General features: G+C 61.1%; 19 protein-coding genes. 4 read left to right on the plus strand and 15 right to left on the minus strand.

Going from position 1 to position 24,158, the window contains the following annotated elements; translation table 11 throughout:
- Positions 1-239: 239 nt before the first annotated feature.
- A complete protein-coding gene (locus DEVEQU_RS15505; protein ID WP_126151502.1) occupies positions 240-1,895 on the minus strand; it encodes a Na/Pi cotransporter family protein in 1,656 nt (551 codons plus the stop codon).
- A gap of 238 nt (positions 1,896-2,133) precedes the next feature.
- Between DEVEQU_RS15505 and DEVEQU_RS15510 the strand changes: the two genes are divergently transcribed.
- A complete protein-coding gene (locus DEVEQU_RS15510) occupies positions 2,134-3,150 on the plus strand; it encodes a LacI family DNA-binding transcriptional regulator (protein ID WP_126151503.1) in 1,017 nt (338 codons plus the stop codon).
- Positions 3,151-3,156: 6 nt separating this feature from the next.
- Here the strand turns inward: DEVEQU_RS15510 and DEVEQU_RS15515 are convergent, their stop codons facing one another.
- The 7 genes from DEVEQU_RS15515 to DEVEQU_RS15545 all read right to left on the minus strand — a co-directional run bounded on the left by DEVEQU_RS15515 (position 3,157) and on the right by DEVEQU_RS15545 (position 11,700).
- A complete protein-coding gene (locus DEVEQU_RS15515) occupies positions 3,157-4,770 on the minus strand; it encodes a metallophosphoesterase family protein (protein ID WP_164550439.1) in 1,614 nt (537 codons plus the stop codon).
- Positions 4,767-5,414 (minus strand): dual specificity protein phosphatase family protein, encoded by a 648-nt coding sequence (locus DEVEQU_RS15520; RefSeq protein WP_126151505.1) that lies wholly within the window; start codon positions 5,412-5,414, stop codon positions 4,767-4,769. Before DEVEQU_RS15520 ends, DEVEQU_RS15515 begins: the two co-directional genes overlap by 4 nt.
- On the minus strand, positions 5,411-6,256 hold the full coding sequence (locus DEVEQU_RS15525) for an inositol monophosphatase family protein (protein ID WP_126151506.1): 846 nt from the start codon (positions 6,254-6,256) through the stop codon (positions 5,411-5,413). Before DEVEQU_RS15525 ends, DEVEQU_RS15520 begins: the two co-directional genes overlap by 4 nt.
- A 167-nt stretch (positions 6,257-6,423) precedes the next feature.
- Positions 6,424-7,530 (minus strand): ABC transporter substrate-binding protein, encoded by a 1,107-nt coding sequence (locus DEVEQU_RS15530; RefSeq protein WP_126151507.1) that lies wholly within the window; start codon positions 7,528-7,530, stop codon positions 6,424-6,426.
- Positions 7,531-7,595: 65 nt separating this feature from the next.
- A complete protein-coding gene (locus DEVEQU_RS15535; protein ID WP_126151508.1) occupies positions 7,596-8,693 on the minus strand; it encodes an ABC transporter substrate-binding protein in 1,098 nt (365 codons plus the stop codon).
- Between the two features lie 35 nt (positions 8,694-8,728).
- Entirely contained in the window at positions 8,729-9,877 is a 1,149-nt protein-coding gene (locus DEVEQU_RS15540; RefSeq protein ID WP_126151509.1) for an ABC transporter ATP-binding protein, read from the minus strand.
- Positions 9,877-11,700 carry an ABC transporter permease gene (locus DEVEQU_RS15545; protein ID WP_126151510.1) on the minus strand — a complete coding sequence of 608 codons (1,824 nt, stop codon included), beginning with the start codon at positions 11,698-11,700 and terminating at the stop codon, positions 9,877-9,879. Before DEVEQU_RS15545 ends, DEVEQU_RS15540 begins: the two co-directional genes overlap by 1 nt.
- Before the next feature lie 374 nt (positions 11,701-12,074).
- Between DEVEQU_RS15545 and mazG the strand changes: the two genes are divergently transcribed.
- Positions 12,075-12,884, plus strand: coding sequence for a nucleoside triphosphate pyrophosphohydrolase (gene mazG, locus DEVEQU_RS15550; protein ID WP_126151511.1), 810 nt, complete (start codon positions 12,075-12,077; stop codon positions 12,882-12,884).
- Between the two features lie 57 nt (positions 12,885-12,941).
- Here mazG and hflX read toward each other — a convergent pair whose 3' ends face one another.
- The 7 genes from hflX to dusB all read right to left on the minus strand — a co-directional run bounded on the left by hflX (position 12,942) and on the right by dusB (position 22,286).
- The gene (gene hflX / locus DEVEQU_RS15555; protein ID WP_126151512.1) at positions 12,942-14,309 is read right to left on the minus strand and encodes a GTPase HflX; all 1,368 of its coding nucleotides are present in this window, start codon (positions 14,307-14,309) and stop codon (positions 12,942-12,944) included.
- Positions 14,310-14,317: 8 nt separating this feature from the next.
- Positions 14,318-14,569: an RNA chaperone Hfq gene (hfq, locus tag DEVEQU_RS15560; RefSeq protein WP_126151513.1), complete on the minus strand. Its 252-nt coding sequence runs from the start codon at positions 14,567-14,569 to the stop codon at positions 14,318-14,320.
- 186 nt (positions 14,570-14,755) lie between these two features.
- A complete protein-coding gene (ntrX, locus tag DEVEQU_RS15565) occupies positions 14,756-16,138 on the minus strand; it encodes a nitrogen assimilation response regulator NtrX (RefSeq protein ID WP_126151514.1) in 1,383 nt (460 codons plus the stop codon).
- Positions 16,139-18,514 (minus strand): sensor histidine kinase, encoded by a 2,376-nt coding sequence (locus DEVEQU_RS15570; protein ID WP_126151515.1) that lies wholly within the window; start codon positions 18,512-18,514, stop codon positions 16,139-16,141.
- A 189-nt stretch (positions 18,515-18,703) separates the two neighbouring features.
- Positions 18,704-20,152: a nitrogen regulation protein NR(I) gene (gene ntrC, locus DEVEQU_RS15575; RefSeq protein WP_126151516.1), complete on the minus strand. Its 1,449-nt coding sequence runs from the start codon at positions 20,150-20,152 to the stop codon at positions 18,704-18,706.
- Positions 20,149-21,288 (minus strand): two-component system sensor histidine kinase NtrB, encoded by a 1,140-nt coding sequence (locus tag DEVEQU_RS15580; protein WP_126151517.1) that lies wholly within the window; start codon positions 21,286-21,288, stop codon positions 20,149-20,151. Before DEVEQU_RS15580 ends, ntrC begins: the two co-directional genes overlap by 4 nt.
- Positions 21,285-22,286, minus strand: a complete 1,002-nt coding sequence (gene dusB, locus DEVEQU_RS15585) for a tRNA dihydrouridine synthase DusB (RefSeq protein WP_223214256.1) — start codon at positions 22,284-22,286, stop codon at positions 21,285-21,287. The genes DEVEQU_RS15580 and dusB overlap by 4 nt, the downstream gene beginning before the upstream one ends.
- Positions 22,287-22,455: 169 nt before the next feature.
- Here dusB and DEVEQU_RS15590 point away from each other — a divergent pair, with 169 nt between their 5' ends.
- Together DEVEQU_RS15590 and DEVEQU_RS15595 are read left to right on the plus strand one after the other, a co-directional pair.
- Positions 22,456-23,652 carry a bifunctional 2-C-methyl-D-erythritol 4-phosphate cytidylyltransferase/2-C-methyl-D-erythritol 2,4-cyclodiphosphate synthase gene (locus DEVEQU_RS15590; protein WP_126151518.1) on the plus strand — a complete coding sequence of 399 codons (1,197 nt, stop codon included), beginning with the start codon at positions 22,456-22,458 and terminating at the stop codon, positions 23,650-23,652.
- A complete protein-coding gene (locus DEVEQU_RS15595) occupies positions 23,653-24,156 on the plus strand; it encodes a CinA family protein (protein ID WP_126151519.1) in 504 nt (167 codons plus the stop codon).
- Positions 24,157-24,158 lie beyond the last annotated feature (2 nt).

Here is a 24,158-nt window from a genome sequence, read left to right on the forward strand (position 1 = left end):
TCGCGGCGAAACGCCCTGCGGTCCGTGGGTGCGCCCCATATTGTTTTCGGCCGCGCCTTGCACGGCTGTTCACGATCAAAAGTTGAGCTCAACTTGCACTGCATTGCAACAGACAAATTCCAAAACTGATGGGTGGTGGAATAAAAATTCCGCTACGATGCAGCGAACTTTTGTCTTGGCATATGAGGCGCGTAGTTCGGCCGTGCCGGAGAGGGGTGGAGTGGTAGGGGTAGAGGCGACTAATCACCCTTGGCGCTACGCAGCCGACTTTCGTCAAGCAGGCCAATTTCCTCGAGGATAGGATAGGCTACTGACGCGAGATGTGCATTGACGCGCTTGAGGTCGCGCAGCAGGTCCAGATGAATCGAACTGGTCTCGACGCTCTCCGTCCGTCCGGCACGCATGCGTGCCATGTGCAAGCCGGCAGACCGTGCCTCAAGCCTGCGGATTTCGATTTTCTGGGCGAGCAGTCGCTTGGCAATATCAGGATCACGTGACATAAAAATGGCCTGCGCCAGCTGCAGATTGTCCCGCGTGTACTGGAAAAATTCGGAGATTTCTGCCAGTCCCTCTGGGGACAAAGAAAGTTTCTTACGTGCCTTTTTGGCGGCGATCTCGGCGAGGCCTCGCTTGATGATGTCCCCAACATGCTCAAGATTAATGGCGTAGGAAATCACCTCGCTAGCGCGGCGGGCATCGTCTTCTTCGAGATCGAGGCGGCTGATGCGCGCGACATAGAGCTTGATGGCCTCGTGCAGCCGGTCCACCTCTTCTTCCTGGCGCGATACCAGAGCATAGGTCGCCTCGTCGCCATCACGCAGAGAGCGCTGCGTCTGATCGAGCATAGAACCGATGAGGTCGCCCATACGCAGGGTTTCCCGCGCAGCCACGGCAATGGCCATGTCGGGTGACGACATGAGTCCCTCGTCGAGATAGGTTTGTGCTTCGCCGTCGGCGTCGGCACGCGCCGGCAGCAGGAGTTCCGCCAGCTTCGTGACCGGCCCAAGGAGAGGCAGAAACACGAGGAGCAGAACCGCGCTGAATCCCAGATGCGCGGCGGCGACGAAGGCCGCAGGATCAGTAAACCAGCGCGACAACAGTTCGGCCAATGGCGCAGCAAAAATCAGCACCACCATGGCACCACTGCTGCGCACCAGCAGATTTGCAAGGGTCAGGCGGCGGGCCGGCAGCCCCTCGGAACGCACTGCCAGGTAAGGGGGTATGGCCCCGCCCAAATTGGCGCCAGCGACCAGCCATAGCGCCAGTTCCGGTCCGACGACGCCAGCGGCTGCCAGCATCATGACCAGAACCACGACGGCGAGCGAAGACGACGCCATGACCGCCAGCCCGGCCGAAAGAATAACGGCAAAGACCGGCGCCTCGCCCAAGGCAGCAAGGACAGTGATGAGAGTCTCGGATTCGCGCAACGGCGCGGTTACGCCCCCCAAGAGTTGCAGCGCGAGCAGCATCAGTCCAAGCCCGATAATCGCGCGCCCGAGATTGCGGTTGCGGCTTCCCTGCGAGAGATTAAACAGCATGACGCCGCAGAAGAGCAGCGCACTGCCGACCCAATGAATATCGGCCGATAGGACGAGCGCGACCACGGCGGTGCCGAAATTGGCGCCCAGCATCATGGCCTGGGCCATGCGGGGGCGAATAATGTCACGGGCAGTGAACGAGGCAATGATTACCGCTGTCGCCGTGCTTGATTGCAGGCCCAGGGTCACCAGGAACCCCCAGAACGCCGCCATGAATCGGTTGGCTGTGCTTCGTCCCAGACGCTGGCGGAGCACTGTCCCATAGGCCCTCAGCACGCCGGTCTTGATCATGCGCAGACCCCAGAGCAGCAACGCGGCCGCGCCCAGCAGATCAACCAAACCTATGGTGGATTCCAAAACCCTACCCCTCTCCAAGCAGACGGCTTCAGCCAAAGGAGAGCATTACACGCATTGCACAGCTTTGCAACAAGCTCGCCCTGGGTTATGACAGCGGTGGCGATCAGCCGGCATAAATTGCATCGAAGCTGCGGATTTCCGAGGCTTTTGAGGCGGCGGTGCGGTGCGTCGGCAGGAAACGGTAACAGGTTTGCAGCAAAACTGTGCAACAAGCACAGCGCCCTGAGGAGGAGCACAGATGTCCAAGGTCAAGACGAAGCCGCGCAAGGCCTCTGTCAGCGCCGACAAGGTCGCCGAGCTTGCCGGCGTGTCGCGCTCTGCGGTCTCAAGAGCCTTCACAGATGGCGCGAGCGTATCGCCAGAGACGAGGGCCAAGGTGCTCGCGGCGGCCGACCAGTTGGGATATCACGTAAATCACCTTGCGCGCGGCCTGCTCTGGCATCGCACCGGAATTGTCTGCCTTATCGTGGCCGGCATGCAGGCCCCCTTCCAGGCTTCCATCGTCGAAATCATCACGCGACGGCTGCAGGCCATCGGTAAGGTGGTGATGGTGCTCAACACCTCGGGCGAAGCGGAAGGCGTTGAAGCGGCATTGCGGCAGACGCTCAACTATCGCGCCGATGCCACCGTAGTCATTTCCGGGACGCCGCCGGCATCGCTGGTCAAGACCTGTCTCGAAAACGGCCAACGCGTCATTCTCATCAACCGCGCCGACCCGATCAAAGGGCCGGAATTCATTTCGGTCGAGAATAGAACCCCGGCCCTTGAGGCCTGCCTGATGCTGAAGCGCGCCGGTTGCCGCCGCGTCGCCGTGATCAATTCCACAGCAGGCACGCCCGGCCTGGAAATGCGCGAAAAGACTTTTGTCGAGGCGGCCGCCGAGCATGGCCTGGAGGTCAGCGTCTCACGTGCCGGGCCGACCGGCTATCAGACCGGCGTGGACAGCGCGCGGCAGGTGCTGGCCACCTCGCGCCGCCCGGATGGCGTGTTTTGCGTCACCGACCTCTTGGCGCTGGGGTTCATGGATACGGCGCGGCTCGAATTCCGCATGAACATCCCAGAGGATCTCTGCGTTATAGGCTTCGACGACATCCCCGAAGCCGGATGGCTCGGTTACGAGCTCACCACGTTCCGCCAGCCGCTGTCCGAGATCGCCGACCACATCGTCGCCATCGTGGAGAAGGAAGATGCCGAGCCCGGACAGCCGGTCGTGCTGCCGACGCAGGTGGTGTGGCGCAAGACTGTGCGGCCCTGAACGCGACTACGCGACCGCCCTGCCCTGTTCTGCACCACCCTCGATGATGTCAAGGTTCGGCATGATGGCGAAGTCGATACTCGGCTGCCGGTTCATATAGAGACCCAAAAGGTCCACGATCACCGCCATGCGAGCGGCAAGCTCAGTCTCGGGCTCGGCACGCGGACCAGACACCAGGCGCTGATAGAGCGCCACGCGCTCTGCTGCAATGTCGGGCAAGGCCAAAGCGCCTGCCTTGCGGAACCGATACCAGTCTTCCACCATGCACAACATGGAGAAGTCGTTGACGACTGGCAGGGTCACGCCGAGCAATTTCAGCAGGTCGGATACCTTGGCGCTCTGCACGAATGCCTCGAGGTCGGACGGCCATTCGCGCGGCAGATAGCGACGGCGGACAAGGTGGCAGAGATGACGGTTGAGGAACTGACCATGGTCAACCGCCTTGCTCGCAGCGGGCGCCGCCCGATGCATATGCGCAGCTTCGGCGCGATAGGCGGCGAAGGCGATGTCATGCCCCTCGACGCGACGCAATGGAAGCGTGCGGACATGGGTCGCAGTCGGCGTCATATCGATGATTTTTAGCCCGGCTCCATAGCCAACCGGAGACGGCACGGCGATGTTGACGAAACCACCGGCGGTCGAGCGATAGCGCGCGGTGTCGTTAACGTGCAAATGGCCGGAAAAATGTAGTTTGATGCCAGTGGCCGCCAGAGCTTCAGCAACACTCAGGTCTGGAATGCGCTGCGCGAGGCCGTTTGCGCCGAACACCGGAATTTCTGTCGCGGCGCTATTGCCCAAGACATCAAGCGGAGGATAGTGCGAAAAAGCGACCAGGTGCTTGCCCAGTCGACGCGCGCGTGACGCCACATCGGTGATCCAGCCCAAAAGGTGCGGGCGATGCTTTGCCACGACATCCCAGCCAAGCTTGCTGGGATCGAGAAAATGCATGGGATCAGTGAAATCGGTGGCATCGTCGCGGGGAATGCAGACATTGGCGTCGATGGAAAGCACCCAAAGGCCGTCCAGCGGTTCGACCAGATAGGACGCATCAATCATATCACAGGCAGTGTGTCCGTTCGGGCTCGTTGTCCTGTAGCTGCGCGCCTGCCAGTCCGGATCGTGGCCGAACGGCGTCTCCCAGTGGCGATCGGCCGCGTCCGGGGTAAAGCCCAAGCCGGAGAGGATTTGCAAGGCCTCGCCACTGCCCAGGGTGGCAGCTTCAGCGGAGGCCGCGCTGTCCACGGCCACACGCATACCGTCGGCGGCAAGGAACGTCTTGCGCTGCGGTCGGCCATCGATAGCAAAGAAGTCGTGATTGCCGGGGGTCATCAAAACCCTCAGGCCATGGCGCTTCCGAAACTCAGCAATGATAGAAAGCGCCTTGTCGATGTTCGGTCGCTGGCCATCATCGGTGAGGTCGCCAACCAGAACAACAATCTTGGCGCCTGCCTCGACCGCCGCTGTCAGCGCGGCACGAAACGCGGGCACACTCTCGTTGAAGATGCGGGTCGATTGCCCGGTCTCGCCGAAACTGCGGATGGCACCCGGCAGGCCTGACCCTGTGGGGACCCAATCGCAATCGTGCACATGCGGGTCGGCGATGACTGCAAAACGGATCACGCCGACGCTCCAGCGACCTTTTTCGCCTGAGCGGCCGTCCGGTCGGATTCGACGAGATGCACCCAATGGGCGGTGCGCTCGGCGGCAGCGATCAGCATTGGCTTGGGCGTTTCGTGCCACTCGTCACGACGCAGTTCGCGTTTGATGCGGACGTGGTCAATGGCGTCGACCAGGCGGGGAAACTGCTCGGGAATATGCAGGTGCAAAAACAGCGCTGCGAGGATCACCGAGCGCGACCGGCCGGCCCGACAATTGACCAGGAGATTGCCCCTGGTGCGGGTGGGATAGCTCGGCCGATCCGGCAGGATCTGGTCGAGGGCACCGCGCAGCTGATAGTAGCCGGCCAGCATCATCGTGTCGGGATTGCCCGGTCCATCGACAATGCCGAGCTTGTAATAGCGGATGGGGGCTGCACCGTAGCCAACGCGGCTGTCGTGAGAGACCTCGTCGGGCTCGGCGACGTAGTTGAAGTCGAGATTCACGGCGCAATTCAGAACCGTGGAAATGCCATTCTCGAGCAACAGAGGTACATCGGAGGCGCCTTCGCGGCCGCCGACATAGAGATCGACACCGAAACCAGGCAAGTCTTCATAGACCTTGCTGATATGGGGCCGATCGTAGCGGGGGCTGGGCTTGTCGCTCATGCTGTCTTCCTTTGCTGATAGGCCGCGTCGGGCAGTAAATCGATCTCTTCGTGCAGCGGAATACCGGTGGCGCGCGACATGACTGTGGCCACGCCAGGTGCTGCAGCCAGGACCGGCGCGCCCTCGGTGAGGCCGTGCACGGCCAGGAAAGGCCCGGTGACGCCGCCTGCCTCGCGCACCATGAGCAGACCCGCCAGGCAGTCCCAGGAATTCATGTGCAGTTCGGCATAGCCATCGCTGCGGCCATCGGCAACATAAGCGAGGCCGAGGGCACCACAGGAGCCACGCCGCACATTGGTACCAGCGACATAGAGCGTCTCGATGGCGGAGAGGTAATTGGCCAGGGGACGACGACCCGACCAGCCCATCTCGACGGATGAGGCAGCGATATCGTCGACGCCGGAAACATGGATCGGGCGACCGTTGAGCGTGGCGCCGCGCCCCAAGCGCGCCGCATAGGTCTCTTCAAGCACCGGATTGACGATGCTGCCGAGCTGCACAGCGCCATTGGCAACAAAGGCGATGGCAACGCAAAAATGCGGAATCGAGCGGGCGAAGTTGGCGGTGCCATCGATGGGATCGACCACCCAGGCCTGCTGGCCTGGTATACCACCGCCCTCTTCACCGAGAAAACCGTCTTCGGGAAAGGCATCGGCGATGCGACGCCGCACGAACTCTTCAACCTGCCCATCCGTTTCCGTCAGGTAATCCTGCGGCCCCTTGAGACTGACCGCGGCACCGGCTTGGCGCTGGAAACCGGCCAAGGCGATAGACGCCGCCTCCCTGGTCAGCTGCGCGAGAAACGTTTCACGCCGATCGATGGCGAGCGCATCAAGTGTCATTTGGGAGATTCCTTCATTGGCCGCACCTTGCTGATTATTGCACAGCTGTGCAACCTAAATTTGCAACCGTTTCGAGACAGTGTCGTGATGGTTATGCCGTTCGCTGAGAGGTCCAATGCGGCGGGGCGTAAGCGGGCCGGGCAAAATGCCCGGCCCAACCCGGTGCATTAGCGCTTGTAGTGAATGCGCCAGAAATCCTGCCAGTCCTGACGGGTGTCCCAATCATCAAGACCGCTGGCGGCGTTGTAGGTCAGTAGTTCATCTAGATGCTCACCGATCCCGGAAGGTTCATCGCCAGGCAGGCCAACTGTGGTGTTCGACGATACCTTGCCATCCTCGGCCTGTGGGGCGATGCCTTCAGCGGTCATCACGTAGTGAATGAACAGCTTTGCGGCATTTGGGCTATCGGTGCCCTTGACGATGACGCCCACTGTGGCGTTGGCGAAGCCGATGATAGGGTTCATTCCCGAGCAGAGGCCAAGGGTGAAGCCAGCGCCCTCATTGTCACGGAATTTGGCCGCCGACACCAGACCTACAAACGGCTCGGTCTGTCCAGGTGCCGCCACAGCTTCGGCTGCTGAAGAGTCGGAATCGGTGAGCAATGGCCCGTTAGCGGCAAGCGCGGCGACAAAAGCCTCGGCGGCACTGTCGAATTCACTCTCAATCGGCTTGCCGTACTGCGCCTGATAGGCGGCAGCGATACGGTCGTCGGCATAGCTGCGCATCTGGTTGAACCAGTCAGTATAGCTGGGCTTACCGAGCGGGTCCTGCATCGACACCCTGCCCTTCCATTCGGGCTCGGTCAGTTGCCAGATATTTGTCACCGGGCAAGTATCGAACAGCGCGGTATTGTAGGTAAAGATGTTCGGGCTCGAGACCACCAGCAAGGGATTGCGCGCCTCGGGTTTGATATCGGCCTCGAGGTCGGGGGGCACCCAGCTCTCGACAAACCCGGCGGGCAGCAACTGGCCGATCACGGCCGCAGGATCGGCAATGAGCGACACGTCGGTCTGCACATTGCCGGACTGAACTTCGCGAATGATGGTCTCCATCTGCGCGGTGGCCTTGGACTTGGTGCCAATCGCCTCGATGCCATACTTGGCGCTGAACCCCTCGGCGATGTCGACAATCTTGCCGGTGCTGTCGAACACGGTCAGCGGCGGCTCCGCACGGGCGGCCTCGATCAGTGCATCGAGGTCAAAATCCTGCGCGATCGCGCCTGATGTCAAAAGCAGCGCCAGTCCAGTGGCAGTAGCAAAGCTGCGTCGTTTCATGATTTCTCCTCCAGGAAATCGCCGCGCCACCCAACTCCTCCTCGGGTGGCGCGGATACACATTGGTTAGCGGGTCAGGCTGGTGCGCCAGATGTCCTGCCAATCCTGGCGGGCGTCGATATCGGAAACCGCTGACCCGGTGTCCCAAACCATCAACTGATCCATGACCGCGGCCACGCCTGAGGCTTCGTCCGCTGGTAGGCCAATACGCGGATCGGACGGAACCTTGCCGTCGACGCGTTGCGGGGCGATACCCTCTTCCGTGAGCAGGTAATGGATAAAAAGCTTTGCTGTGTTCGGCGACGGCGTCTCGCTGGCGATGACGCCCAGGCCGGGATAGAGCCAGCCGGAAAAGGGCTGCATGTCGTTGCAGATAGCGAGCTTGAAACCCTTGCTTTCATTGTCACGGAATTTCGCCGTCGATAGCATGCCGAAGAATGGTTCGGCCTGGCCGGGGGCGCCGATCGCCTCGGCAACGACGCTGCTGTCACCCACGAGCGGACTATTGCTGGCAAAGGCCTTTACCCAGGCTTCGGTCGCGGTGCCTTCGACACCCTCGAACGCCTTGCCGTAATGGGCCTCATAGGCGGCGGCCATAGCACCGTCATGATGGTCGGCCAGCTGGTTGAACCAATCGGCATAAGCAGGCTTGTCGAGCGGATCCATGACGGTGACCCGGCGCGACCAGTCGGCGTCGGTCAGCTGCCAGATATTGGTGATCGGGCAGCTCTCATAGGCCTCGCTGTTATAGGCCCAGACATGAGGATCGTTGACCACCACGAGCGGATTGCGCGCAGATTCGGGCAGATGCGGCGCGATATCTTCGGGCGCCCAGCTTTCCACCAGGCCCTGCCCGATGAGATCGGCAATGATCACCGAGGCATCCGACGCCAGCGACACCGAACCGGTGACGTTGCCGGACTGGTGTTCGCGGATAAGCAGGTCGATCTGGCCGGATTCATTGACCTTCTTGCCTGTGACCTCCAGGCCGTATTTGGCACTGAATGCTTCGGCCGTTTCCACGATCTTGCCGGTGACGGCATAGACAGTGGTCGGCGGTTCGCCCTTGGCGGCGGCGATCAGGTCATCGAGTTCGCTGGCCTGAGCGGCAAGCGAGAGCATGGAGACCGTCAGCGCCAGTCCGAATGCGGATAGTCTAGTCATGAATTCCCTCCCGGAATTGAAATCTTGCTGTGTGGTCAGGCGCCTTTGACGGCCGCCACGCCGCTGGCCGCGCGTTGCAGCGCGGCGTCGGCTTCTTCGAGCCGATTGCGGGCCTTGTCGAAGACATGCAGCGCTGTGGGCCGAGCATGCAGCCAGACAGTCTCGCCGCCCCGTAGCGTCGGTGCTTCGGTCGTCGTTGCGAAAACTATGCGCCCATCGACCTTGAGCTCGATGATCCAACTGCCACCAGTGGGCAGGATGCCGCCGATTTCAGCGCGATGACGGAAGCTGCCCGAGGGCACCGCTGCCTCGCTGGTGGTGAAGGACAGTGCTTCGGGGCGGATGCCAACAGAGCCGACTTCGCCACGCGTGCCCAGCCGCGGACGCAGCCATTCATTGACCGCGAGATCGAGCGCATGACCGGCACCGATCTCAAGAATATTGATCGGTGGGCTGCCAACGAATTCGGCGACAAAACGGTTGGCCGGACGATCATAGATGTCGTTGGGGGTGCCAAGTTGCTGCAGCGTCCCCTCATTCATGACCGCAATCGACGTCGCCAGGGTCATGGCTTCCCACTGATCGTGGGTGACGAAAACGATGGTGGTGCGGAATTCGGCGTGGATACGCTTGAGTTCGGCACGCATCTCGAGACGCAGCCGCGCATCGAGATTGGAGAGTGGCTCGTCGAGCAGCAGGACGCCGGGATTGACGGCCAGCATGCGGGCCAGGGCAACACGCTGCTGCTGTCCGCCGGACAGCTGGGACGGATAGCGGGTGCGGTATTTTTCGATGTCGAGCGCCTTCATGACCTTGGTCACGCGCTCTTCCCGCTCGGCCTTGGGCACCTTGCGCAAACGCAGTCCGAAATCGGTATTGCGTTCGATGGTGAGGTGGGGCCAAAGCGCATAGGACTGGAACACCAATCCCATGCCGCGCTTTTCCGGCCCGATGAACTGGGCCCGCGCGGGACTGTCCACCACCTTGTCGCCAACGACGATTTCCCCGTCACTGAGATTTTCGAGACCGGCAATCATGCGAAGCGTGGTGGTCTTGCCGCAACCCGACGGGCCGAGCAGGCACATGAACTCGCCATTGCCGATATGAAGGTCCAGATCGCTCACCGCCTTTGGGGAATTGGCGCTGTAGGATTTTTGCACGTTGCGCAGGATGATATCGGGCATCAGTTGCCTAGTCCTTCGGCCAGGTTGGTACGGGTCAGCTTCTGGGCCAGCACGGTGCCGCCATAAGCCAAGCCGGCGATGATGAGGACAACCGCATTGGCGGCCTGGGTATAGTTGTAGTCGACGAGGCGCAGGGAGAAGGTGGTCAGCACATCGGTGGCGGGCACGGCCAGAACCACGAAAAGTGACAGTCCTTTGATGCCGGAGATGAACGGCAACAGGATACCGGTGACCAGCGAACCCTTCTGGATCGGAATGACCACCGAGATCATGCGGCGGAACCAGCCGGCACCAACGATCTGCGCCGCCTCTTCAGGATCCTTGCCCAGTTGCATCATGGCCGAAATACCGGCGCGGGAAGCATAGGGCATCTGGTCGGCCATTAGCGCCAGGATCAGGATCAATGACGTGCCATAGAGCGCGGGAATGGGACCACGCGGCACGGCGAAGAGCGAGAGATAGGCGGCGGCGAAAGCAATGCCGGGCACGAGGTACGGCATGAAGGTGACTTGCCGCATGAAGAAGGAGAGCGGCCGGACATTGGAACGCACCACCACATAGCCGGTGAGGATGCCCAAAATACCCGAGCAGACCGATGCGGTGCCGACGATGGTTATGGTGTTCATAGCGGCCTGCCAGAGATCGGGGCTGAGCAGGATTCCGGTGCGCATGGCGACGGTCGGCAGGTCCTGACCGATCCAGTAGTCGAGCGTGAAATTGGACCAGTCGAAATTGCCTGGACGACGCATGATGGTGGACAGCGCCAGGGTGAGGAGCGGCAGGCCAACAGAGATCATGAACATCACCGCGGCAAAGCCGGACGCGGGAAGGCGCCACTTCTTCAACTGCGAGGTGCGGTTCATCGAGCCCTTGGAACCGACGGTAACGAAGCGACGGGCTTCGCGTGCCAGATAGCCATCCACCAGGATCGCCAGGATACCGATGAGCATGATGGCGCCGGCCAGCACACCGGCAACGCCGGTCTGACGCGAACTGATCGAGCGATAGAGCGAGGTTGCGAGCACGTCGAACTTCACCGGCAGGCCCAGCACATAGGGCACGCCGAATTCGCCCAGGCATTTTGCAAAGATCAGCACCACGGCCGACATCAGCGCCGGACGCATCAGCGGCATGATCACCTGCCAGGCCACCGTACGACCGGATGCCCCAAGGATGCGCGCAGAGTCCTCGAGCTGGCTATCGAAGCGGCGCAGGGCCGAGCCGAACAACAGGATGACGAAGGGTGTGTAGTGCAGCGCCAGGATGATGGTGATCGGCACCTGCCCATAGGCGAGCCAATCCGGCGGCGTCAGGCCGACAGCTTCGAGCCAGCCCGGCTGGCCACCGACGGTGCGGTTCTTGAAAAGGGTAGTCCAGGCAAGGGCGAAGGTCCAGGCTGGCAGCATATAGGGCACGATCAGCGCCGTGGCGAACCAGCGGCGGCCGAACATATCGGTGCGCGCGATCAGCCAGGCCAGGACTCCGCCGACGGTCACCGAGAGGATGATGGCGCCAAAGCCCACTTTGAGAGTGTTGAGCAGCGGCGTCCAGAACAGATCATGCGCCACCGGGGAGGTGAAGGCGCGCTGCAGATAGTAGAGCGTGTGGGTGCCGACGGGCGACTGACTGCGCCGTTCGTCGCCAAACTGGACCGTCACCGCGTCCGAGAGGATCGAGATGATCGGCACGGCAATGAGATAGAGAAACAGTGCGGCCATCACCAGGCCGATCAGCGTCGCGGGCTCGCGCATCGCCAGTTTGAGCCGGTAGCGCCAACGACTTCCCGGTGCAGCCGGGGCCGCGGCCACGTCAATTTGCGTCATGAACTCCCCCAAAACGGCGCAATGGAGCGGCGGGCAACCGCAACGCAAAGCCGTGCAATGGTTATCTCCTCCCGAGCGCCAGCATGGCACTGCGGAAAATCGTGGCGCGTCTTGCAGTTTCTGCTTGTTCGTACGCCACTCTTCGATACCGATCATTCCGCAGCCTTGCCGGACTGTCAATACACAATTGCACAGCTTTGCAATGCCGTCTCAGCACTGCGAATGAGCCAGGGAAGGACAAGGAAAATGCGCTGAACAGAGCCGCTCGCAGGCTGAAGGCATTGCTGCGTGAATAGGGATTGGGCATCAAGGATCGGTTTGACTATAGCTAAGACAGCATCGTCCGCACGTGATCGATTCCCAGGATTTCTCCCATGCAGCCCTCCCGCGACATCTCCCGACTCATCGAAATCATGGCGGCGCTGCGAGACCCCCAATCGGGTTGCCCCTGGGATCTTGAGCAAGATTTCCGCAGCATCCGCCACTACACGATCGAAGAAGCCTATGAGGTCGCCGATGCGATCGAGCGTGAGGACTTTTCTGATCTGCGCGAGGAGCTTGGAGACCTGCTGCTACAACCGATCTATCACGCCCAGATGGCGCAAGAAGCTGGCCATTTCGACATCGGTGATGTCGTCTATGCCATCACCGAGAAGCTGATCCGCCGGCACCCACACGTTTTTGGCGACGTGACTGCCGATGGCGCTACCGATGCGCAGAATCGTTGGGAAGCGATCAAGGCCCGGGAACGTGCGGCCAAGGCGGATCGCCGGGGCGAGACTGAACCATCACTGCTCGATGATGTTCCGCAGGTGCTGCCGGCGCTGGCCAGAGCCGAAAAACTGACCAAGCGTGCGGCCAAGGTTGGTTTTGACTGGCCCGATTTTACCGCGGTAAAAGCCAAGGTCGAGGAAGAGCTCCAGGAAGTGGCGGAGGCGCAGGTATCGGGAGACAGCGCCGCGACGCATGAAGAAATCGGCGATCTGCTATTTGCGGTCGCCAACCTGGCGCGACATGCCGGGGTCGATGCCGAAGCCGCACTGCGCGATGCCAACAGCAAGTTCACGCGTCGCTTCCACTACGTAGAAGCCCGTTGCCGCGAGGACGGGATTGCGCCGACCGAAGCGGGACTTGAGCGGATGGACGGCTACTGGAACGAGATCCGAAAGGCGGACAAGGCTTAGCGCCAGCTGAGATCGCTGGGGGGGGGCGAGCTTTGGCGGCCCGCCCACCGGTCTGTCCTAGAGATCTGAAATGGCGATGCGGCCGTTGAAGCGCTCAAGGAATGCAGCGCGGTGCCTTGTGTCCACACGCACCACGTAGTCGGACCCGAGCTCGGTAGGCTCGTTGCGGCCGATGATCTCTGCATGGCTGTGCAGCCAACCAATGTCACTGCCGGCGCTGTGCGGGACATGAACGTGGTAGGTCCGGCTCTTGTCGCCAAATGCGGACTCGATGGCCAGCTTGAGCGCGTCGAGCCCCTGCCCCGTCTTGGCCGAAACCGGCACGGTGGCTGCCACCTTGCCGGCTGGCGACACCGATGCGAGCGCAGTTTCGGGATCCGGGAGGCGATCGATTTTGTTCCAGACCTCGATAACAGGCGTCGTCTCGGGGTTAACGCCGAGCTCGGCCAGCACAGTCAGAACGTCCTGGGCCTGGGCGGAGTGGTCAGGATTGGCGATGTCACGTGCATGCAGGATGACGTCGGCATCGACGACCTCCTCCAGCGTGGCCCGAAAGGCAGCGACCAAGTCGTGCGGCAGGTCTGCGACGAAGCCTACCGTATCGCTGAGCATGACCTCACGTCCATGCGGCAATTCGAGCTTGCGGATCGTGGTGTCGAGGGTCGCGAACAGCAGGTCCTCGGCAAAGACGCCAGCGCCGGTCAATATATTGAAAAGGCTGGATTTCCCGGCATTGGTGTAGCCGACCAATGCCACGATCGGATAAGGCGCCTTGTTGCGCTTCTGCCGCTGTTGGGCGCGGGTCTTCTTGACCTTTTCCAGGCGGTCTTCAAGCAACACGATGCGCTCGGTGATCTGGCGACGGTCGCTTTCGATCTGGGTTTCGCCCGGACCGCCCATAAAGCCCATGCCACCGCTGCCGCGCTGCCGCTCAAGGTGGGTCCAGGAGCGCACGAGCCGGCTCTTTTGATAGTTGAGATGGGCAAGCTCGACCTGCAACACGCCTTCACGGGTGGCAGCACGCTCGCCGAAAATTTCGAGGATCAGCGCCGTGCGGTCCAACACCTTGGTGCCGGCCTCGCGCTCGAGATTGCGCTGCTGGATGGGCGTCAGCGCGGCATCGACGAGGAGCAGATCAATCTCGTCCTCTTTGACACGCTTGGCCAAGGATTCCACATTGCCGCCACCGATAAAGGTAGCGGGCCGGATCTCTCGGACCTTGACGACTTCGGAGAAAACGATGTCGAGCCGAATAGCGCCTGCAAGGCCCTCGAACTCGGCCTTGCGCGCCTCAATGCTATGCAAAGACATATGGCCGCGCACGTCGGGGCAAATCAGCCCCGCTCGCGTCGGCTTTTCCTGGCGGTCGATGAACTTTTCGCGCCCACCGCCGGAGCCGCCGTCCTCGTCGTCAAAGTCGTCCATATGGCCCGTCAGTCGCGATCGACGTTCTGCTCAGGATCGAACAGCTGGATCGGCGCGCCCGGCATGATGGTCGAAATAGCATGCTTGTAGACGAGCTGCGACTGCGCATCGCGGCGCAGCAGCAGACAGAAATTGTCGAACCAAGTGATCACACCCTGCAGCTTGACACCGTTAACGAGGAAAATCGTCACCGGCACTTTCTGCTTGCGGACGTGATTAAGGAAGGCATCTTGCAGGTTTTGCTGCTTTTCGCTGGGCATTCAGGCCTCTTGGTCGCGGCATTTATTGTCGCTGTTGTCATGGTTAATTCTAGTACCCGGTTATTGTTGGCTGCCGCCCAGCCAAAAACTCCGGATTTATCATACAATAAAAAGAGTATGGCACAGTTCCAAACACCTGCCTACCCGCGCGAGGTGCATGGCACCCCGCTATTTTTCTGTTGCCGCTCAAAGGCCCAGCGATTTGATTTTGCGATGCAGGGCACTGCGTTCCATGCCGACGAATTCGGCCGTCTTGGAGATGTTACCACCAAAACGCTCGATCTGGGCCAGCAAATATTGCCGCTCGAACACTTCACGAGCATCCCGGAGCGGCAGGCTCATCAGGTGCGCCGATGAGTCGGTGTCGCCGACGGTGGGGAGGACCTCGCCGATGTCGGAGGGCAACATCGTGGCAGTGATCAAACCGCCCTCGGGCTGCTGGTCCTTCATTAGGATGAGCAGCCGTTCGATGGAATTGCGCAGCTGGCGGGCATTCCCCGGCCATTCCTGTGCCTGCAGCACGGCCATGGCATCATCGCCAATATTGACGCGCTGCAGATTGTGCATGCGGCAGACCTGCTCGATGAACACCGAAACCAGTGGGGGCACATCTTCGCGACGTTCGCGCAACGGGGTAATCGGTAGCGGCACAATGGAAAGGCGGTGGAACAGGTCGGAGCGGAAGTCGCCGGCCTCAATCTGCGCCGCGACATTCTGCGAACTGGACGAAATGATCCGGACATCGATCGGAACTGCTTGAGAGCCGCCGACGCGGTGGAAACGGTTCTCGACCAGCGTGCGTAACAAGGTCGCCTGTACGGCCGGCGGCAGTGTCGTCACTTCCGACAGGTAAAGCGTACCACCATGGGCGCGCTCCAGAGCGCCGACCTCGACCTTGAGCAGGCCGTTTTTCTCTCGTGCCTCACGCCCGAACAGCACAACGGGAACTTCCTCGGGAGCATAGAGGGAGGCGTTGATTTCGATGAAGGAAGATTCTGCGCGCGGGCTGCGTTGGTGGATGAGCCGAGCCACCAAGCCCTTGCCGGCGCCCGATGGACCGGAAATGAAAATGCGCGAATTGGTCGGCGCAGACTTTTCGATCGTGCCCCGAACCTGCTGCAGTGCCGGCGATGAGCCCACCATATCGGCATTCTTGCCGGCGGAGCGCTCCTTGAGTTCAGCCACTTCACTGCGGAGCCTTGTGGCTTCCATCGCCCGTTGGGTCACATGCAGCAACCGGTCGATCTTGAACGGTTTTTCGATGTAGTCATAAGCGCCTCGCCGGATCGCCGACACCGCCGTCTCGACATTGCCGTGGCCCGAGATCATCACCACAGGCATTTCGGGGTGCTGGCTCTGGAACACGTCGAGTAGTTGCAGCCCATCAAGGCGCGAGCCCTGCATCCAGATATCGAGGAAAACCAGATTGGGCCGCCGCCGCGCAATCTCGTTGAGACCACTGTCGGCGTCGTGTGCCTGGCGGGTTTCAAAGCCCTCATCTTCGAGAATGCCCGCGATCAGGTCACGGATATCGTCCTCGTCGTCGATAATAAGGATGTCGAGTGCCATCTACTTTTGAACAACCGCATGCAATTGCGGCTCCTCCTGTTGGAGCGCTGCGACACTGTCTTCGTCGCTTTCGCTCTTATTGGTGGTGTGCGTAGGGGAATGCATTGGCAAGGTGAAGGTGACGCAGGCACCTACCCTTCCCTGGAGATCAGGTTCGGCATCGATCAGTTCGATGATGCCGCCATGTTGCTCGATAATGCGGGCGACGATGGCAAGGCCGAGGCCTGTGCCCTTTTCGCGCGTTGTCATATAAGGCTCGAGCAGGCGCTGCCGGTTGTCTTTCGGCCAGCCCTTGCCGTTGTCTGAAACCGCCACGCGGGCGTGATTGCCCTCGATCTGACCCTGAACGGTTATGGTCGGCTGCCAATCGGCGGACATGGGAATGTCTTCGAACGCCTCGACCGCATTCTTGATCAGATTGGTAAGGGTCTGAGACACAAGGCGGTGGTCAAACCAGGCAATGATTGCGTCGTCGGGCAATTGCGTGACGATATTGACCTCAGGCAGGCGGACGCTTTCGAGGAACACGGCTTGGCGGATGGTATCGCTGAGATCGGCCATTTCCGGGGCCGATTCAGGCATCCGTGCAAAGGCAGAGAATTCATCGACCATGCGACCGATATCGCCCACTTGGCGGACGATGGTATTAATGCACTTGTCGAAGACTTCGCGGTCGTCGTCGAGCTTGTTGCCATAGCGGCGGCGCAGGCGCTCCGCCGAGAGCTGGATCGGGGTGAGAGGATTCTTGATTTCGTGGGCAATGCGCCGCGCCACGTCCGCCCAGGCGCTGGTGCGCTGCGCCGATTCAAGATCGGTGATGTCGTCGAAGGTCAGCACGTAGCCCTTGGATTCCGTGATGGAGCCTTCACGCGTCAGTTGAACCTGGTAAATCCGGCGGTCGGTTTCGTTGCCGAGGTGAATCTGGTCGCGCACCTGACCGCGGCGGGCCGAGCGGGCCTTTTCCATGGTGGGGGCGATTTCGGGCATGATGCCTTCCATCCGCTCACCCATGAGTTCGATTTCCGTCTTGCCCAGCATTTCGCATGCGCGTGCATTGACCAGTGTCACGGCGCCAAATGGATCAAGACCTATGATGCCGGCCGACACGCCCTCCACCACCGCCTCGGTGAACTGGCGCCGCTTTTCGTTGACCTCGTTGGCCATGAGAAGGGCCTCGCGCTGGTTCTTCAACTGCTGCGTCATGCGGTTGAAGCCGTTGGAAAGGTCGCGCAGATCGCCCCGCCCCTCCTGCACCGGCACCTGTACGTCCAGATCGCCGGCGCTGACGCGGCGCGAGGCAACCATGAGGTTGCGGATCGGGTCGACAAAGCGATTGGCCAAGGCAATACCCACCCAGAGGGCGGCGAGAAGTAGAACCACCGCCAGCCCCACATACATGATGGTGAAGGTGATCTGGAAGACGAGGCGATTAGAGGCGTACTGGCGATATTCCGTTATATTCTCGTCGGTTAGACGCATATATTCTAGCACTTCGGCATCGACGGGACGGGCAACGAAGAGATAGGTATCGTCATAGCCACGCAGCTTGACGATTGACCCCACGAATTGGGTTGAGCCAGGAGCAATTTGCGTGGGAACACCCTCGACCACCCCATCGGTGACGCCAGCCGGAAGGCGCGGATAGGACCCCGCGACATTGATCTGCGCTCGCATGATTTCAGTGCCGCCGCGATCAATAAGCGAGGTGAACGGAAGCGAGCGCGTGATTGCGAGGGCAGTCAGGATGCGCTCGAAGCGCGTCGGGTCGTCGACGAAAGTGCTGTGCGCCTGCTCGAGTTCGGTGGCGACCCAGATGATGTCGTCGCGCAGCACCTGCGCATGTTCGAGCATGTAGGAGCGCGCGACGAGGCGCGAGCTTTCCACCATGGCGCGCGTCCGCTCGGAAAACCACTGATCGAGACCCTGGTTGAGGGCAATGGTCGCCACCACAGCCACCAGGGCCGCTGGTACGGCTGCCACGAAGGCGAACATCGCTACGATGCGCAGCTGCAGTCCCGCGCCCGGCAGACGACGCATCCGCGCCTGGAAAAGCAGCACGGACTCGGTGACAACTAGGGCAATAACCAACAGCACCAAAATTCCGGTGACGATCCAGATAATCGTCCAGACGGTAGCGGAGGGCTGGATATTGGTCGCACCCGAAAGAATCAGGAATGAAATCGACGACATCAGCACGGATGCCGACACCACAATAAACCCGAGGAGGCGAAGGGGCCGGTTCTGCTGAATGCCAAGCACAGAACGACGCACGGGCTGCGGCGGCACCGCTCCCTGTCTATCATCCGGTTCTGTGGCTGCGACCAATTCGGTCATGCACCGCCCGTCTTCTGGCTTCACCGCAGGGCAAAAGCCCATAATTTCCCTAACTAAGCCACCGCTCAAACGGACGGGGGTCAAAGGGAAGGCGAAACCTGACCCAATTCGGTCGACCCTTCAAGATAAATGTTGCCAAAATGTGACACCACTTGACCTTGAACGGAGCGGACCGGGTCGCCATACGGGCGAAGGCGTAGAAATCAGGCGCCCTGGGAGAACCGAGCGGCCTTAACTGCCGCGACGACTGTGCTTGATGATCTCGATGCTGTGAGTGCGGATCTTCTTGCGCAAGGTGTTGCGATTGAGGCCGAGAAGGTCAGCGGCCTTGATCTGGTTGCCACCACAGGCGTTGAGCGCCATGGCGATCAAGGGCGCCTCGACGCGATCAATGACTCGCTCGTAGAGACCCGGCGGGGGCAGATTGGGCTCATATTCGCGCAGCAGCTGGCTCACATGGGTTTCCACCGCCGTCGACAGGTCGATGGGGCCCGAAGCGGCCGAAACCTGCGGTCGATCGGCAATGTTGAGCTCGTTCTGGACGATCTCAGCCGAGATCTGTTCGTCCGCATAGAGCGCTGAGAGACGGCGGACCAGGTTCTCCAACTCGCGGATATTGCCGGGCCAGGAATAGTTCTGCATCAAACGGATGGCTTCGGGCGACACCGTCTTGATCGGCTCGCCGTCGCGCTGAGCGGCGCGCAGGAAATGCTGGGTCAGGTCGGAAATGTCATCGATGCGCTCGCGCAGCGGCGGCAAACGGATGGGCACGACATTGAGGCGATAGTAAAGATCTTCGCGGAACAAACCCTGGCGGATCATCTGGCTGAGATCGCGGTGGGTAGCCGCGACAATACGGACATTGGTCTTGATGGCACTTCGGCCGCCGACCATGGTGTATTCGCCCTCCTGCAGCACGCGCAGCAAACGCGTCTGCGCATCCATTGGCATGTCGCCGATTTCGTCGAGGAAGAGCGTGCCACCCTCTGCCTGCTCGAAGCGGCCCGATGAACGGGTATTGGCGCCGGTGAAAGCCCCCTTCTCATGGCCAAAAAGCTCAGCCTCGATCAGGTCGCGGGGAATGGCGGCCATGTTGATGGCCACGAAAGGACCATTGCGGCGCTTACCGAAGTCGTGCAGGGCCCGAGCCACCAACTCCTTGCCGGTGCCGCTTTCGCCGGTGATCATGACCGTCAAATCCGTCTGCATCAGCCGCGCCAGAGCACGGTAGATGTCCTGCATCGCAGTGGAGCGGCCAACCAGGGGCATGGCCTCGCCGGGCTCGTCATCGGTGCGCTCTGTCTTGGACGGCTTTTTTGCATCGGAAAGGGCGCGCGAAACCACCGAAAGCACTTCGGTGATGTCGAAGGGTTTTGGCAGATACTCGTAAGCGCCGACCTCGGACGCGCGGATAGCGGTCATGAAGGTGTTCTGGGCGCTCATGACGATCATCGGCAGGTCGGGGCGCAGCTTTTTGATCTTGGGCATGACCTCGAAGGCATTGCCGTCGGGCATGGCCACGTCTGTGATCAGAATATCGCCCTCGCCGCGGCTCACCCAGTTCCACATGGTCGAGATATTGCCGGTGGGCCGCACTTCGTAGCCGGCGCGGGTCAGGGCCTGGTTGAGAACCATGCGGATGGCGGCATCGTCATCGGCAAGCAGAACGACATGGCTCATTTGGGGGAACCCTCTTCGGCATCGACAGGTGTCAGAAAGGCGCCGCTGGCAACCGGCAGCAGGATACGGAAGCGCGTGCGGCCCGGGCGGCTATCACAATCGATGACGCCGCCATGGTCTCCCACGATCTTGGCGACCAGAGCCAGACCGAGGCCGGAACCGTTGGTTTTAGTGGTCACGAAGGGATCAAACAGGAAGGGGAGGATGTCGGGGGGGACGCCGGGGCCGTTGTCTTCGATGACAATTTCAAGCGGCAGGGAAATGCGCTCGGCGACGCCGGCGACGCTGATGCGAATGCCAGGGCGAAAAGCTGTGGTTATCCGAATTTCAGGTTTCTGAGTTCTTTCAAGCGCTTCGGAAGCGTTCTTAATCAAGTTCAGGAAGACCTGGATGAGCTGATCGCGATTGCCAAAGACCGGTGGCAGCGACGGGTCGTATTCTTCGTAGAAGACAATGCCGCGTGCGACCCCATTCCTTGCCAGAAGCTTAACGCGATCCAACACAATATGAATGTTGATCGGCTCGCGCTCCATCGGGCGCTCATCGCCGAACACCTCGACCCGATCGATCAGCCCGACGATACGATCGGTCTCCTCGCGAATAAGGCGAGCCAGCGGGATTTCGTCGGCCGGCACGGATTGCTCGAGCAATTGCGCGGCACCGCGAATGCCAGAGAGCGGGTTCTTGATCTCGTGAGCCAGCATAGAGGCCAGCCCGGTGACGGAGCGGGCCGCGCCGCGGGACACCATCTGGCGGTCGATCTTGTCGGCCATGGTGCGCTCCTGAATGAGCACGGCAACACGGTGGTCGGCATCGGTCAGCGGGGTGGCGAATACGTCGGCAATACGCTCATCGCCGAAGCGAGAGGAACCGATGCGAACGCGATACTCGGTCATCGGCGCCCGGCGCTGAACCACGGTTTCCACGAGGGAAATGATCGGCGAGCCGAAGGCGATGAGATCATCTAGCCGCTGGCGGGTCAAAACGCCCAGCGAGGCGCCGAAAAATGCTTCTGCCGCGTAGTTGACGAACAGAATCTGCCGGGTTTCGTCGAGGACGATGATCGGCTGCGGCAGTGCCTGGAGCACGGCGGTCGATGGAACGGCGGCCAAGTCGGCAGACAGAGCGGCGTTCATGCGGCTGCCCTCCAATCGTCGGAAAACAGGATAGCGATCAGCTTGAGCACGTCGGCGGGCTGATCATTGTCGAGAAGCGACTTGCGGGTGGGCTTGTCGAGCGCCAGACCTGCAGCCTCGGCATACCAGTCGAGATGCTTGCGGGCAGCGCGCAGGCCGACCTCGGTGCCATATTCGATGAGCATGTCTTCGTAGTGGTTCTGGATCAGCGAGACGAGCTCTGCACCTGCAGGGGCAGAGGCTGGCACTTCACCGGCCAGTGCGGCACCGATTTCACCCACGCGCCATGGGCGCCCCTGGGCACCTCGGCCGAGCATGACAGCGGCAGCGCCAGACGCCTTGAGCGCCTCGACGGCTGCGACGGCATCGACAATATCGCCATTGACCACAACCGGCACATCCACTGTTTCGGCAACTTCGCGCACGAGACTCCAGCGTGCCTGGCCCTTGTAGAACTGCTGTCGGGTGCGACCGTGGACGGTGATCATCTGGGCTCCAGCGGACACGGCCAAGCGCGCAATCTGCGGCGCGTTGAGACTGTCGTCATCCCAGCCGAGCCGCATCTTGACCGTGACCGGGCGTGATGTGGCGGCCACGACCGCCTCGACAATGGCCAGGGCCTGGTCCGGCACACGCATCAGCGCTGACCCGGCATAGCCGGTGGTAACGCGTTTGGCGGGGCAGCCAAAATTGATGTCGATGATATCGGCGCCGGCATCTTCGGCGATACGGGCGCCTTCAGCCATCCAGCGTGGCTCGCAGCCAGCGAGCTGCACCATATGCGGCAAGGTCCCTGCCCGGCCGAGCTTGCGCACCATGTCATCATGGCCGGTGGTCAGCGCGGCGCTGGCGATCATCTCGGAAACGACGAGACCTGCGCCATAGCGTTCGGCGATCTCGCGGAAGGGTCGATCGGTAATGCCGGCCATGGGGGCGAGAAACGCGCGATTGCGTACCGCATGGCCTCCAATGCTCAAAGCGCAGGCACTAGCCGTCACGAATTGCCCCAGAAATGTTCAAATACGATAAGGTGCCCGCACAATAATCATTTTACCTGAGCGCGCAACAGCTTCGCATAGGACATTGGTCGGAAATCAGCCCTGCTCTTGCCGCATGGCAGGGTGAAGGCTAGACGGGGCGTGTCGGCGGTTTTCGCGAAGTGCGTATATGTCTGAACGTTCAAAATCCATAGCCGTCATCATCGTCGCTGCAGGAAAAGGCGAACGCGTCGGCGTTGATGGCAATGAGGTGCCCAAGCAGTATCGCCTTGTTGCCGGCACCCCGGTTCTCTCCCGCTCGATCAAGGCTTTTCTCGACCATCCGCAGGTCACTCATGTCTTGCCCGTGATCAACGAGCAGCATCGGGAGCGCTTCGATAATCTGGGACTTGGCGACCCGCGGCTGTTGCCGGCAATTGGCGGTGGCGCCAACCGGCAGGCGTCCGTTCTTGCCGGTCTCATGGCGCTCGGCCCCTTACGGCCCGATCTAGTGCTCATTCACGATGCCGCGCGACCAATGGTCTCGCTGGAGGTGATCGGTGATGTCATCGCGCTGTTGCAGAATCTTGACGGCGCCCTACCCGCCTTGCCGCTTACCGACACAATCAAGCGCTCAATCGACGGCAGGCAGGTCGCGGCAACGGAAGATCGTCGGCAGCTTTCAGCCGCGCAGACACCACAGGGCTTCCGTTTCGGGCAAATTCTCTCTGCCCATATGCGCGCCGTGAATGTTCGGCGCGAATTCACCGACGATGCCGAAATTGCCGAATGGGCGGGTTTGCGGGTCGGAATGGTCATGGGTGATGTTGAAAATTTCAAGCTCACCTATCCGGAAGACTTTGTGCGCGCCGAGCACATCCTGACAGGAGCAAAGCAGATGGAAACCCGCATTGGCACTGGCTATGACGTGCATTCCTTCGAGCCGGGCGATGCCGTCTGGCTTTGTGGCGTTCGCATTCCCTACAAGGCCAAGCTCAACGGCCATTCCGACGCGGATGTCTCGCTGCATGCGCTTACCGACGCCATTCTGGGGGCCATTGGTGAAGGCGATATCGGGGTGCACTTCCCGCCCAGCGACATGCAATGGAAAGGCGCAGCCTCGACCATCTTTCTGCGCCACGCCAGCGAATTAGTCGCGCGGCTCGGTGGACGGATCGTCAATTGCGACGTGACAATCGTTGCCGAAGCGCCGAAGATCGGCCCTCACGCCTCTGCCATGCGCGCGGTCATTGCCGAAACATTGGGGATTTCGGCGAGCCGTGTGGCGGTGAAGGCGACGACCAATGAGAAGCTCGGGTTTATCGGGCGGGAGGAAGGCATCGTGGCAATGGCAAGTGCAAGCGTGGAAGTGCCGAGGATCGACTGAATGGCCAAACAGACTCCGCCCAGCGTGGGCAAACAGATCATCGACCTCCTCTCCCAGACCAACAAGACCATCGTCACCGCCGAAAGTTGCACAGGCGGCATGATTGCGGCGGCGCTGACGGATATTCCCGGTGCATCCGCGGCGCTCTATGGCGGCTATGTGACCTACGCCAATGCCGCCAAATCCAAGATGATCCACGTGCAATCGCGACTGATTCGCGACTATGGCGCGGTCAGCAACCAGGTAGCCCGCGCCATGGCCGACGGCGCTCGCAACACGGCCCGCGCCGATTTTGCCGTGGCGGCAACCGGCATTGCCGGTCCGGATGGCGGCAGTGACAAAAAGCCGGTGGGGCTCGTCTATGTGGCCGTATCCTCAGACCTTGCGACGGTGGTGATCGAGCATCGCTTCGGCGACATAGGCCGTGATGCGATCCGCAAGGCGACCGTGGAGGCAGCGCTTGATCTGGTGCTGCAGGTGCTGACGAGCGATCCGCCGCAATAAGT

The sequence above is a fragment of the Devosia equisanguinis genome, from assembly GCF_900631955.1.
GTDB classification, from domain to species: Bacteria; Pseudomonadota; Alphaproteobacteria; order Rhizobiales; family Devosiaceae; genus Devosia; species Devosia equisanguinis.

Excerpts from the sequence above, each read along its gene's own strand:
- DEVEQU_RS15530 (WP_126151507.1), bottom strand. The coding sequence starts at position 7,530 with ATGAAACGACGCAGCTTTGCTACTGCCACTGGACTGGCGCTGCTTTTG.
- DEVEQU_RS15535 (WP_126151508.1), bottom strand. The coding sequence starts at position 8,693 with ATGACTAGACTATCCGCATTCGGACTGGCGCTGACGGTCTCCATGCTC.
- DEVEQU_RS15525 (WP_126151506.1), bottom strand. The coding sequence starts at position 6,256 with ATGACACTTGATGCGCTCGCCATCGATCGGCGTGAAACGTTTCTCGCG.
- DEVEQU_RS15580 (WP_126151517.1), bottom strand. The coding sequence starts at position 21,288 with ATGAACGCCGCTCTGTCTGCCGACTTGGCCGCCGTTCCATCGACCGCC.
- mazG (WP_126151511.1), top strand. The coding sequence starts at position 12,075 with ATGCAGCCCTCCCGCGACATCTCCCGACTCATCGAAATCATGGCGGCG.
- DEVEQU_RS15510 (WP_126151503.1), top strand. The coding sequence starts at position 2,134 with ATGTCCAAGGTCAAGACGAAGCCGCGCAAGGCCTCTGTCAGCGCCGAC.
- DEVEQU_RS15590 (WP_126151518.1), top strand. The coding sequence starts at position 22,456 with ATGTCTGAACGTTCAAAATCCATAGCCGTCATCATCGTCGCTGCAGGA.
- DEVEQU_RS15570 (WP_126151515.1), bottom strand. The coding sequence starts at position 18,514 with ATGGGCTTTTGCCCTGCGGTGAAGCCAGAAGACGGGCGGTGCATGACC.
- DEVEQU_RS15540 (WP_126151509.1), bottom strand. The coding sequence starts at position 9,877 with ATGCCCGATATCATCCTGCGCAACGTGCAAAAATCCTACAGCGCCAAT.
- hflX (WP_126151512.1), bottom strand. The coding sequence starts at position 14,309 with ATGGACGACTTTGACGACGAGGACGGCGGCTCCGGCGGTGGGCGCGAA.
- DEVEQU_RS15595 (WP_126151519.1), top strand. The coding sequence starts at position 23,653 with ATGGCCAAACAGACTCCGCCCAGCGTGGGCAAACAGATCATCGACCTC.
- DEVEQU_RS15520 (WP_126151505.1), bottom strand. The coding sequence starts at position 5,414 with ATGAGCGACAAGCCCAGCCCCCGCTACGATCGGCCCCATATCAGCAAG.
- DEVEQU_RS15545 (WP_126151510.1), bottom strand. The coding sequence starts at position 11,700 with ATGACGCAAATTGACGTGGCCGCGGCCCCGGCTGCACCGGGAAGTCGT.
- ntrX (WP_126151514.1), bottom strand. The coding sequence starts at position 16,138 with ATGGCACTCGACATCCTTATTATCGACGACGAGGACGATATCCGTGAC.
- hfq (WP_126151513.1), bottom strand. The coding sequence starts at position 14,569 with ATGCCCAGCGAAAAGCAGCAAAACCTGCAAGATGCCTTCCTTAATCAC.
- ntrC (WP_126151516.1), bottom strand. The coding sequence starts at position 20,152 with ATGAGCCATGTCGTTCTGCTTGCCGATGACGATGCCGCCATCCGCATG.